The following is an 11,110-nucleotide window of genomic DNA, read 5'->3' on the forward strand; positions in this document are numbered from 1 at the left end:
GTGATGGAACTGATGGGAGAGGGCCGTGTACGGCAGTGACGGGACCGGGGACGACGAGCCCCTGTTCCGTCCTTACGCGGTGACCGGCGGCCGTTCCGAGCCGCGGTATCACCTCGCGATGGAGACGCTGATCTCGTCGATGTCGATCCCGGACGACGAGATGGCCATGCTCACCCCCGAGCAGGAGGCCATCATGCAGCTCTGCAGGACGTTCCGGTCGGTCGCCGAGATCTCGGCCCTGCTCCGCGTCCCGCTGGGCGTGGCGAGGGTGCTTGTGGCGGACATGTCAGACGAAGGTCTCGTCCGCCTGCACCAGCCACGCCTCAGCCAGGGACAGCCAGACCTCAACATGCTCGAAAGGGTGCTCAGTGGACTTCGCAGGCTCTAGCCCCGGCCTCACTTCGACGAAGATCGTCGTCGCTGGTGGGTTCGGCGTCGGCAAGACGACGTTCGTGGGGGCGGTGTCCGAGATCCTCCCGCTCACCACGGAAGCGGTGATGACCGACGCGTCCGCGGGCATCGACGACCTCGGGTTGACGCCGAACAAGCAGACCACGACCGTCGCCATGGACTTCGGCCGGCTCTCGCTCGACCGCGACCTGATCCTGTACCTGTTCGGCACCCCCGGACAGCACCGGTTCTGGTTCATGTGGGACGACCTGGTCCGCGGCGCCATCGGCGCGGTCGTGCTGCTCGACACCCGCCGCCTGGCCGACAGCTTCCCCGCCATCGACTACTTCGAAGAGGCCAAGCTGCCGTTCGTGGTGGGCATCAACGGCTGGGACGGGCAGTTCCCGCACACCGACGACGAGGTGCGCGAGGCGCTGGCGCTGGGCTCGCACGTGCCGATCGTGCGCACCGACGCGCGCAACCGCGAGTCGGTCAAGACGACGCTGATCTCGCTGGTCGAGCACGTCGTACGGCTGCGCGCGGCCCCCGTCCGCTAGCCGCCGACCGCCCACGGGGCGCTCTCCAGCGAGTTGAGCACGGGCACCAGCGCCTGCTCCTCGTCGTCGAAGTGGCTCTCCAGCTCGGCGGCGAGGCGTTCGATCGCCGCCGGGTCGCTCGCGGCACGCAGCTCCTCCACCAGCGCCGCGATCACCTCGTGCCCGCGGCGCAGCCGGTCGAGCGCCTCCTTCAGCTCCGGGCGCACGCCCTCCAGGTGCGGGAACGCCACCCGGTCCTCGCCGGAGTGGTGGAAGCTCAGCGCGTCGCAGAAGGTCAGGCAGTGTGCCCGCAGGTCGTCCGTGACGGCACCGCCCGCGCGCAGCGCCGCCAGCTCGCCCCTGAACCAGTCGTGCACCTTGACCAGCTCGTCCCCGAAGGCCCGCACCCGCTCGTCCATGTCACTATCCTTTGCCCAGACGACGACAAATTAGCTTTGCAAACAAAGCTAATTTAGACAGCAAGGTATTGGTGATGTCAACCGACGGCTTGAGCGTGGACGAAGGCATCAGGACGCTGCTGCTCCTGATGCCGCGCATGGTGGGCCGGGCCAAGCGGCTCAAGGTGCCCGAGGCGCTGCGGTCGCTGTCGCTGGCCCCCCGGCACCTGTCGCTGCTGGCCTACCTGCTGTTCGACGGCCCGACGACGGTCAACGAGCTGGCCGGGCGCCTGGAGGTGGCGCCGGCCACCGTGAGCCTGATGGTGGGCGAGCTGAGCAGGAAGGGCGTGCTGGAGCGCCGCGAGGACGACGCCGACCGGCGCCGCACGATCGTCAGCATCGCCCCGGCCCACCAGCAGGCGATCACCGAATGGCTCGGCTACGGCGCCACGGCCTGGCGGGCCGCGCTCGACCCGCTGACGCCGCAGGAGCGGCAGACGTTCGTGCGCACCCTGCTGGCCTACGAGCAGGCGTTGTCAGCCCGCTGACCGGCTGTCGACCAGCACCTCGACCCCGTCGAGCACGCGCTGGAGGCCGAACTCGAAGGCGTGCTCGGGGCTGTAGGCGGCCTGCAGCGCCTCCCCGGCCGCCTGGCCGACGCGCGAGGCCGTGGGGAACATGGCGGGGTCGGAGATCCGGCTGAGGAAGGGCGCGTGCGCGGCCCACCACTGCATGTCGGTCATGCCGGTCTGGCTCTCGGCCTGGGCGGCCTCCACCGCCCCCCGCGCGGTGCCGTGCACGAAGCCGGTGACCAGCGTGATCACCGAGTCCATCTCCAGGTCGGTCAGGCCGATGCCGTCGATCGCGCGCAGCTCGTAGTCGTACTTGGCGGTGACGTTGGGGCCGAGGACCGGGCGGCTCGCCGCCACCTGGAGCAGCCACGGGTGGCGCAGGTAGAGGGCGAAGTTCTCGCGGGCGATCAGCTCCAGCCGGGCCCGCCAGCCGCCCGGCACGTCCTCGGGGCGGGCGGTCTCGCCGTAGACGGTGTCGAGCATGACGTCGAGCAGCTCGGGCTTGCCCGGCACGTACGTGTAGAGCGACATCGTGCCGACGCCCAGCTTCTCGGCCACCCGGCGCATGGACAGCGCCGCCAGGCCCTCGGCGTCGGCCACGTCGATGGCGGCGCGGACGATGCGCTCGACGCTCAGCTCGGGCTTGCCCTTGCGGCTGGCCCGTTCGCTCGTCCGCCACAGCAGCGCGAGGCTGCGGGCCGGGTCGCCCTTGCCCGGGTATTCGACAGTCACCCTCGTACGGTACACCGTACGGTTGCGTGCGTCGATCGTATGCCGTACGGTACGGCGTACGCTTCAATAGGGAGGTGGCCATGTCCGCAGTGCTCGCCCAGGGCCTGCGCAAGACCTACGGCTCGAAGACGGCGCTCGACGGCATCGATCTCGACGTGCCGGAAGGCACCGTCTACGGCCTGCTCGGGCCCAACGGCGCCGGGAAGACCACCGCCGTCCGCATTCTCACCACGCTCCTTCGCCCCTCGGCCGGCCGGGCGGAGGTGGCCGGGTTCGACGTGACGGCCGAGCCGCGCCGGGTCCGCGCCGCCATCGGCCTGGTCGGCCAGCAGACGGCCGTGGACGAGATCCTGACCGGCCGGCAGAACCTGGAGCTGTTCGGCCGCCTCTACCACCTGAGCGCGCCGGCCGCCCGCGCCAGGGCCGCCGAGCTGCTGGAACGCTTCGGCCTGACCGGGCACGACGGCCCGGCCAAGGAGCTGTCCGGCGGCCTGCGCCGAAGGCTCGACCTGGCCGCCAGCATGATCCTGGCGCCGCCCGTCCTCTTCCTCGACGAGCCCACCACCGGTCTCGACCCGCGCAGCCGCGCCGGGATCTGGGACGCGGTGCGCGAGCTGGTCGCGGGCGGCACGACCGTGCTGCTGACCACCCAGTACCTGGAGGAGGCCGACCACCTCGCCGACCGGGTCGCGGTGATCGACTCCGGCCGGCTGGTGGCCGAGGGCACGCCGGAGGAGCTGAAGTCCAAGCTCGGCGGCGACCGGCTCGACGTGGTGATCAACGACCCGGCGCGGCTCGACGAGGCGGCAGCGATCCTCTCGGCGGCGTCCGCGGGCCCCGCCGAGATCGACCGGGACACCCGGCACGTCAGCGCCCCGGTGGCCGACCGGGTCAGCGCGCTCACCCGGGTCCTGCCCGCGCTGGCGGCGGCCGGCATCGAGGCCGCCGACGTCGCGCTGCGCCGGCCGACCCTCGACGAGGTCTTCCTGAACCTGACGACCGCGGGAGGCGATCGATGACCGCACTCAGATGGGCGCTGGCCGACGGCTGGACCGTCGCCCGCCGCGACCTGATCCACTGGGCCAACCAGCCCATGACGGTGGTCTTCGGGGTGCTCTTCCCCGTGGTGATCACCCTGGCCTTCGGCTACCTGTTCGGCGGCGCGGTCGAGGTGCCCGCCGGAGCCGACTACTTCGCCTTCCTCATGCCCGGCATGTACGGCATGACGATGCTCTTCGGCCTGAGCTCCACCATGATCGCCGTCTCCTCGGACGTCTCCAAGGGCGTCACCGACCGGTTCCGGTCGATGCCCATGGCGCCCTCGGCCGTGCTGGTCGGGCGGGCCGTGGCCGACCTGCTCAACTCGGTCCTGATCCTGGGCGGGCTGCTGCTGTGCGGCCTGGCGGTGGGCTGGCGGCCCGCCTCGGCCGGGGGCGCGCTGGGCGCGATCGGCCTGCTGCTGCTCCTGCGCTTCGCCCTGCTGTGGGCGGGCATGTACCTCGGCCTGCTCACCCGCGACCCGGGCGCGGTGGTCGCGATCCAGACGCTGGAGTTCCCGATCGGCTTCCTGTCCAACGCCTTCGTCGCGCCCGGCACCATGCCCGGCTGGCTGGGCGCGATCTCGGAGTGGAACCCGCTCTCCTCCACGGTCGCCGCCGCCAGGCAGCTGTTCGGCAACCCGGGCTGGGGCGGCGACTCGTGGGTGGCCCAGCACGCCGTGACGATGGCGGTGCTGTGGCCGGCGGCGATCACCGTCGTCTTCTTCGTCCTGTCCGTCCGCCTGTACCAGCGGCTGGACCGGTAGACCGGCTCAGGCGTGGCGGTGGAAGGCCGTGGTGTCGGGGGCGAGGGGGGTGTTGCCGAGGATCAGGTCGGCGGACTTCTCGGCGAGCATCATGACCGGGGCGTAGATGTTGCCGTTGGTGACGTACGGCATGGCGGAGGCGTCCACGACGCGCAGGCCGTCCAGGCCGTGCACGCGCATGGTGCCGGGGTCGACCACGGCCAGGTCGTCCACGCCCATCTTGCAGGTGCACGACGGGTGGAGGGCGGTCTCGCCGTCCTTGGCCACCCAGGCCAGGATCTCCTCGTCGGTCCGGACGTCCGGGCCGGGCGAGATCTCGCCGCCGTCCAGGCCGGACCAGGCGGGCTGGGACAGGATGGCGCGGGCGTGCCTGATCGCCTCCACCCACTCGCGGCGGTCCTGCTCGGTGGAGAGGTAGTTGAAGCGCAGCGCGGGCTTGGCGCGGGGGTCGGCCGACCGGATCCGCACCGAGCCGCGGGCGTCGGAGTACATCGGGCCGATGTGCACCTGGTAGCCGTGGCCGCCGGCCGGCGCCGAGCCGTCGTAGCGCACGGCGATCGGCAGGAAGTGGAACATCAGGTTCGGGTACGCGACGTCGTCGTTGGAGCGGATGAACCCGCCCGCCTCGAAGTGGTTCGTGGCGCCGGGGCCGCGCCGCAGGAACAGCCAGTCGGCGCCGATGAACGGCCGCCGCCACATCGCCAGCGACGGCTGCTGCGAGACCGGCTGCGTGCAGGCGTGCTGGACGTAGACCTCCAGGTGGTCCTGGAGGTTCTCGCCGACGCCCGGCAGGTCGTGCACCACCTGGACGCCCACGGACTCCAGCAGCGCCTTCGGCCCGACCCCGGAGAGCTGGAGGAGCTGCGGGGTGTTGATCGCGCCGCCGCACAGGACGACCTCGCGCGCCTCGATGCGCTCGCCGCCGCACTGGACGCCCACCGCCCGCGTCCCCTCGAACAGCACCTTCTCCACGTGGGCCCGCGTCCTGACCGTGAGGTTGGGACGGCGGCGCACCGGATGCAGGTAGGCGCGGGCCGCGCTGAGCCGCCGGCCCCGGTGGACGTTGCGGTCGAAGGCGGCGAAGCCCTCCTGGCGGTAGCCGTTCACGTCGTCGGTGAGGGGATGGCCGGCCTGCTGGACGGCCTCGAAGAACGCCTCGAACAGCGGGCCGCGGGCCGGGCCGCGCTCCAGCTTCAGCGGGCCGTCGCCGCCCCGGAAGGGCGAGCCGGGGTCGGCCAGGCAGTTCTCCATGCGCCTGAAGTAGGGCAGGCAGTGGGCGTAGTCCCAGGTCTCCATGCCGGGATCGGCGGCCCAGCGCTCGTAGTCGAGCGGGTTGCCGCGCTGGAAGATCATCCCGTTGATGCTGCTGGAGCCGCCCAGGACCTTGCCACGCGCGTGGTAGATGCGCCGGCCGTTCATGTGCGGCTCGGGCTCGGACTCGTACTTCCAGTCGTAGAACCGGCTGCCGATGGGGAACATCAGCGCGGCCGGCATGTGGATGAAGACGTCCCAGAGGTAGTCCGGCCGGCCCGCCTCCAGCACCAGCACGGACACCGACGGATCGGCGCTCAGCCGGTTGGCCAGGGCGCAGCCGGCCGAGCCGCCGCCCACGATGACGAAGTCGAAGCTCAACGCGGGATCCAGTCCTTCCACACGATCTTGTTCTCCTCCACCCACTGCCGGGCGGCCTGCTCGGCGGTCTTCCTGCCGTTGATCATCTCGGCGGCCACGGCGTTCTGGTTGTCGTTGGTCCAGGTGAAGTTGCGCACCAGCTCGTACGCCTTCCCGCCGCGCTCGGCGAACCGCCTGCTGACGATCTTGTCCAGCAGGTACGGCGGGTAGTCGCAGGCGACCTTGGCGGGCACGTCGTCGCACCCGATCGCGTACGGGGGCAGGTTGACCTTGACCAGTTTGACCTTGGTGAACAGCCATTGCGGTTCGTAGAAATACATGAGCAGGGGCGTGCGGGCGCGCGCCGCCGTCTGCGCGGCCTTGATCAGCGCGTCCTCGCTGCCGGAGTAGACGACCTTGTAATCGAGGCCGAGGTTCTTGATGAGAACCTCGTCGTTGGTGACGAATGTCGGGTCCCCGTCGAGCACCTGACCCAAATTTCCGGTTTTGGAGGTCCGGAATAGGGGCGCGTACTTGTTCAGGTTCCGGTAGTCGGTTATGTCGGGATATTTCTTGGCCATCCACTCGGGGACGTACCAACCGATCACGCCTTTGTTGCCGGTGAGCCCGGCCGACAATGCCACCTTCTTCTGCTCGATGTAGATCTTCTTCAGGTCGTTGTGTCCCCAGTTCTCGACGATCACGTCCACCTTGCCGGATTCGAAATCGCCCCAGGATTTCTTCTCCTCCATCCGGCGCGTGCTGACCTTGTAGCCCAGCTCGTGTTCGAGCAGGTAGGCCAGGACGGCGGCCTGGGCCTCGTACCCGGCCCAGGCGTGCACGTCGATGTTGACCGTGCCCCTGGCCGCGACCCCGGTCTCGGGGGCGCCGCCGGAGCAGGACGTCAGGAGCAGGGCCGCGAGCAGCGGCCCGGCCAGCTTCTTGGTTCGCATGAGAGATCTCCGCGACCGCGTCTCCGCCGGCGCCCGGCCGGAGGGGAGGCGGTCAAGAGGGGTCACTTGGGGAGCCAGGCCTGCCACTTGGCGGTGTTGGCCTCGACCCACTTCTTGGCGGCCTGCTCGCCGGTCAGGCCGTTGTTGGTCATGTCGTTGGCGACCGCGTTCTGGTCCTCGTTCGTCCAGCTGAAGTTCTTGACCAGCTCGTACGCCTTGCCGCCGGTGTCGGCGAACTTCTTGCTGACGATCTTGTCGAGGTCCAGCTCGGCGTAGTCGCAGGCGACCTTCTTGGCGTCGGCGTCGCAGCCCTCGGTGTACGGGGGCAGGTTCACCCGGGTCAGCTCGACCTTGTCGAACAGCCAGTGGGGCGTCCAGAAGTAGAACAGCAGCGCCTTCTTCTGCGCCTGCGCCTGCTCGGCCGCCTTGAGCAGGGCCGCCTCGCTGCCGCCGGTCACCACCTTGTAGTTCAGCTTGAGGTTCTTGACCAGGGCCTCGTCGTTGGTGACGTAGCTCGGGTCGCCGTCGAGGAGCTGGCCCTTGCCGCCGGACTCCGACGTCTTGAACAGGTCGGCGTACTTGTTCAGGTTCTTGTAGTCGGTGATGTCGGGGTACTTGTCGGCCATCCACTTGGGCACGTACCAGCCGATGACGCCCTTGTTGCCGGTGGAGCCCGCTGAGAGCGCGACCTTCTTCTCGTCGATGAACTTCTTCTTCAGGTCCGGATGGCCCCAGTTCTCGATGATGACGTCCACGTCGCCGGTCTCGAAGCCCTCCCAGGCGACCTGCTCCTTGATCTCGGGGAGCTGCACGTCGTACTTGAGCTCGTTCTTCAGCAGGTAGGCGACGACGTTCGCGCTGGCCTCGTAACCGACCCACGGGTTGATCGCGATCTTGACGGTGCCGGTCGTCGCCGCGCCGGAGGCGGCGCCGGCCGACGGGGCGGCGGAGCTGGGGGAGGTCTCCACCTTGGCGCCACCGCCGCAACCCACGGCGGTGAGGCCGACAACGAGCAGGCCTGCGAGCAGGCGAATCTTCATGTGCGCTTCCTCTTTCGGGGGGAAGGGCGCCTGTCGGCGCCCTGCGTGATGCGGTCGAGCATGACTCCGAGCAGGACGGTCGCGATGCCCGCCACGAAGCCCATGCCGAAATCCGTGCGCTGGGAGAAGCCGACGACCACGTCGTAGCCGAGCGCGCCCGCCCCGACCAGGCCGCCGACGACGACCATGGCCAGCGTCATCACGATGCCCTGGTTGGCGGCCAGCAGGATGGCCCGCCGCGCCATCGGGAGCTGGACCTTCCACAGGAGCTGGCCCGGGGTCGAGCCGGCCGACGCGGCCGCCTCGACGACCGTGCCGGGCACGCCTCTGATGCCGTCCTCGACCAGGCGCACGACAGGCGGCACCGCGTAGATCACCGAGGCGAAGATCGCGGTGAACCGGGTCGTCTCGAACAGGGCCAGCGCCGGCAGCAGGTAGACGAACGCGGGCATGGTCTGGGCGGCGTCCAGCAGCGGGCGCTGGACGGCCGACCAGCGCGGCGAGCGGGCCGCGGCCACCCCCAGCAGCAGGCCGACGACGAGGGTGACGAGCACCGCCACCGCGACCGTGGTCATCGTCTGCATGGCGTGCTCCCACACGCCGAGCAGCGCGATGGCCAGCAGGCAGCCGAGCGCGGTCAGCGCCGGGCGTATCCCGCTCACCCGCCAGGCCAGGGCCAGCACCGCGAGGGCGACCAGCCACCACGGGGCGGAGGTGAGCAGGCCCTCCAGCGGGTTGAGCAGGAAGGCCGAGGTCACGTCCTTGACGAACGTCGTGACCGGGTACCAGGTCGTCTCCGCCCAGCGGACGGCGTCGTTCACCGCGCCGGCGAAGGAGACCGTCAGGCCGTCGGGCCAGCCCGCGGGCAGCGCGAGCCCGGCCGCCACGCCCGCGACCGCCAGCCCGGCCGCTACCACCAGGTCCGGCCGGCCGAGCGCCGCGTGCGCCTGGCGGCGGGCCACCGACATGAGCATGCGGTCGAGCACGACGGCCATGACCACGATGGCCAGGCCCGCCGGGAGCATCATGCCGACCTGGGCCCGCGACAGGCCGCGGATGATGTCGCCGCCCAGGCCGGGGGCCGAGATCAGGTTCGCGATCACGACCATCGACAGCGCCATCATGATGGTCTGGTTCACCGCCAGCGCCATCGTCGGGCGGGCCAGCGGCAGCTGCACCTTGAACAGCGTCTGACGGCGGGTCGCGCCGAGCGACGCCGACGCCTCGACCGCCGTGGCCGAGACCCCCTCGACGGCCAGCGCCGTGATCCGGATCGCCGGCGGGATCGAGTAGATCATCGTCGCGATCGCCCCGGCCGGCGCGCCGATGTGGAAGAACAGCACGAGCGGCGCCAGGTAGGCGAACGTCGGCATGATCTGCATGACGTCCAGCACCGGCGTCAGCACCCGGCGCACCCGCGCCGACAGCCCGGCCCAGACGCCGAGCGGCACGCCGACCGCCAGCGACAGCAGCACCGAGGCCGCCACCAGCGCCAGCGTGTCCACGCTCGACTGCCACAGCCCGAGCACCCCGAACGCGCCCACGCCCGCCGCCGCCAGCAGCGCGATGCGCCAGCCGCCGGCCAGCCAGGCCAGCGCGGCCAGGACGCCGATGAGACCGGGCCAGTTCAGGGCGGTGAGCGCGGTCTGGAAGAAGGTGTAGACGCCGTCGACGAACAGCCGGACGTAGTTGAGGAAGTACAGGAAGAGCGGGCTCTCGTTGCGGTGGTCGTCGATCCATTCGCGCAGGTCGGTGACCGCCAGGAACTGCGGCGCCTCCTTGTCGTGCGGCAGCGTGCCGGTGCCGCGGAAGACCAGGTACGCCACGGCGAACAGGACCGCCACCCCGGCGGGACCGGCCCATCTGGGGATCTTGAGCCTGGTGGGGGCGCTGACCGCGGTGGTGCTCACGCGCCTGCCCTCACCGCGGCGTCCGCGCCGGCCAGGAAGGACAGCAGGTCCACGCGGTCCACGACGCCGGTCAGCTCGCCGCCGTCCATCACCCGGATCGGGCGGGAGGAGGCCGAGGCCGCGGCGATGGCGTCCTTGACCAGGGTGGCGGCGGGGAGCTGGGGGCCGTCCAGCGGCTCGCCGGGCTCGGGGGCGCGGCAGATCCAGCGCAGCGTCAGCACGTGGCTGCGCGGCACGTCGCGGACGAAGTCGGCCACGTAGTCGTCGGCCGGCGCGCCCACCAGCTCCTCGGCCGTGCCGAGCTGCACGATCGAGCCGGCCCGCATGATGGCGATGCGCTCGCCCAGCTTGAGCGCCTCGGACAAATCGTGGGTGATGAACACCATCGTCTTGCCGACCTCGCGGTGCAGCCGGATCACCTCGGTCTGCATGTCGCGCCGGATCAGCGGGTCGAGCGCGCTGAACGGCTCGTCGAACAGCATGACCTGGGGATCGACGGCCAGCGCGCGGGCCAGGCCGACGCGTTGCTGCATGCCGCCGGAGAGCTGGTCGGGGTAGGAGCCGGCGTACCCGTCGAGGCCGACGAGGGTGAGGATCTCGGCGGCCCGCGCGTGCCTGGCGGCCCTGGGGGTGCCCTGGATCTCCAGGCCGTAGGCGACGTTGTCGATGACCTTGCGGTGCGGCAGCAGGCCGAAGTGCTGGAAGACCATGCTGACCCGGTGGCGGCGCAGCTCGCGCAGCTTGGCGGGGGAGGCGTGGCCGACGTCCTCGCCGCCGATGCTGATGCGGCCGGCGGTGGGCTCGACGAGCCTGGTCAGGCAGCGGACGAGGGTGGACTTGCCGCTTCCCGACAGGCCCATGACGACGAAGACCTCGCCGGGGCGCACCTCGAAGCTCACGTCGCGGACGGCGGCGGTGCAGCCGGTCTTCTCTCGCAGAGCGGCGGGGTCGAGGTGTCTGTCCTCGCTGTCCAGCACCTTTTGCGCCCTGGATCCGAAGATCTTCCAAAGCCCTTCGACGCTGATAGCCGCGCTGTCGGGAGAATCCCGCACCCTCGCCTCCTCGATTGCCGGGGCTCAACATATGCGGTGAATAACGCAAATCTCAACGCTGTGACCTGGGAGAGACCTGGCTGCTCCTCCCGTGTTATGCGCTTGGAACGCG

General features: G+C 70.6%; 12 protein-coding genes. 5 read left to right on the plus strand and 7 right to left on the minus strand.

What is annotated here, in order from left to right:
* Window positions 1–25 precede the first annotated feature (25 nt).
* Entirely contained in the window at window positions 26–388 is a 363-nt protein-coding gene (locus ACIBQ8_RS29825; protein ID WP_125631446.1) for a DUF742 domain-containing protein, read from the plus strand.
* Window positions 369–947, plus strand: a complete 579-nt coding sequence (locus tag ACIBQ8_RS29830) for an ATP/GTP-binding protein (protein WP_352321413.1) — start codon at window positions 369–371, stop codon at window positions 945–947. Before ACIBQ8_RS29825 ends, ACIBQ8_RS29830 begins: the two co-directional genes overlap by 20 nt.
* On the opposite strand, the gene ACIBQ8_RS29835 is transcribed toward ACIBQ8_RS29830, so the two are convergent.
* Complete coding sequence (locus ACIBQ8_RS29835) at window positions 944–1,345, minus strand: hemerythrin domain-containing protein (RefSeq protein WP_397193499.1); 402 nt, start codon at window positions 1,343–1,345, stop codon at window positions 944–946. The genes ACIBQ8_RS29830 and ACIBQ8_RS29835 overlap by 4 nt on opposite strands.
* A gap of 74 nt (window positions 1,346–1,419) precedes the next feature.
* On the opposite strand from ACIBQ8_RS29835, the gene ACIBQ8_RS29840 reads away from it, so the two are divergent.
* Window positions 1,420–1,872, plus strand: coding sequence for a MarR family winged helix-turn-helix transcriptional regulator (locus ACIBQ8_RS29840; RefSeq protein ID WP_397169502.1), 453 nt, complete (start codon window positions 1,420–1,422; stop codon window positions 1,870–1,872).
* On the opposite strand, the gene ACIBQ8_RS29845 is transcribed toward ACIBQ8_RS29840, so the two are convergent.
* Window positions 1,861–2,628: a TetR/AcrR family transcriptional regulator gene (locus ACIBQ8_RS29845; RefSeq protein ID WP_397169500.1), complete on the minus strand. Its 768-nt coding sequence runs from the start codon at window positions 2,626–2,628 to the stop codon at window positions 1,861–1,863. The genes ACIBQ8_RS29840 and ACIBQ8_RS29845 overlap by 12 nt on opposite strands.
* Window positions 2,629–2,708: 80 nt before the next feature.
* Here ACIBQ8_RS29845 and ACIBQ8_RS29850 point away from each other — a divergent pair, with 80 nt between their 5' ends.
* Both ACIBQ8_RS29850 and ACIBQ8_RS29855 read left to right on the plus strand, forming a co-directional pair.
* Window positions 2,709–3,647, plus strand: coding sequence for an ATP-binding cassette domain-containing protein (locus tag ACIBQ8_RS29850; protein WP_397169498.1), 939 nt, complete (start codon window positions 2,709–2,711; stop codon window positions 3,645–3,647).
* A complete protein-coding gene (locus ACIBQ8_RS29855) occupies window positions 3,644–4,432 on the plus strand; it encodes an ABC transporter permease (RefSeq protein WP_397169496.1) in 789 nt (262 codons plus the stop codon). The genes ACIBQ8_RS29850 and ACIBQ8_RS29855 overlap by 4 nt, the downstream gene beginning before the upstream one ends.
* A 6-nt stretch (window positions 4,433–4,438) precedes the next feature.
* Here ACIBQ8_RS29855 and betA read toward each other — a convergent pair whose 3' ends face one another.
* From betA to ACIBQ8_RS29880, 5 genes are all read right to left on the minus strand, one after another.
* A complete protein-coding gene (gene betA, locus ACIBQ8_RS29860) occupies window positions 4,439–6,085 on the minus strand; it encodes a choline dehydrogenase (protein ID WP_397193500.1) in 1,647 nt (548 codons plus the stop codon).
* Window positions 6,061–6,996, minus strand: a complete 936-nt coding sequence (locus tag ACIBQ8_RS29865; protein ID WP_397169493.1) for an ABC transporter substrate-binding protein — start codon at window positions 6,994–6,996, stop codon at window positions 6,061–6,063. Before ACIBQ8_RS29865 ends, betA begins: the two co-directional genes overlap by 25 nt.
* 62 nt (window positions 6,997–7,058) lie before the next feature.
* On the minus strand, window positions 7,059–8,036 hold the full coding sequence (locus ACIBQ8_RS29870) for an ABC transporter substrate-binding protein (RefSeq protein WP_352350246.1): 978 nt from the start codon (window positions 8,034–8,036) through the stop codon (window positions 7,059–7,061).
* Entirely contained in the window at window positions 8,033–9,946 is a 1,914-nt protein-coding gene (locus tag ACIBQ8_RS29875; protein ID WP_397193501.1) for an ABC transporter permease, read from the minus strand. The genes ACIBQ8_RS29870 and ACIBQ8_RS29875 overlap by 4 nt, the downstream gene beginning before the upstream one ends.
* Window positions 9,943–10,923 (minus strand): glycine betaine/L-proline ABC transporter ATP-binding protein, encoded by a 981-nt coding sequence (locus tag ACIBQ8_RS29880; protein ID WP_397169489.1) that lies wholly within the window; start codon window positions 10,921–10,923, stop codon window positions 9,943–9,945. The genes ACIBQ8_RS29875 and ACIBQ8_RS29880 overlap by 4 nt, the downstream gene beginning before the upstream one ends.
* Between the last annotated feature and the right edge of the window lie 187 nt (window positions 10,924–11,110).

Origin of the sequence: Nonomuraea sp. NPDC049646 (genome assembly GCF_044465525.1) — a bacterium.
Taxonomy (GTDB): Bacteria; Actinomycetota; Actinomycetes; order Streptosporangiales; family Streptosporangiaceae; genus Nonomuraea.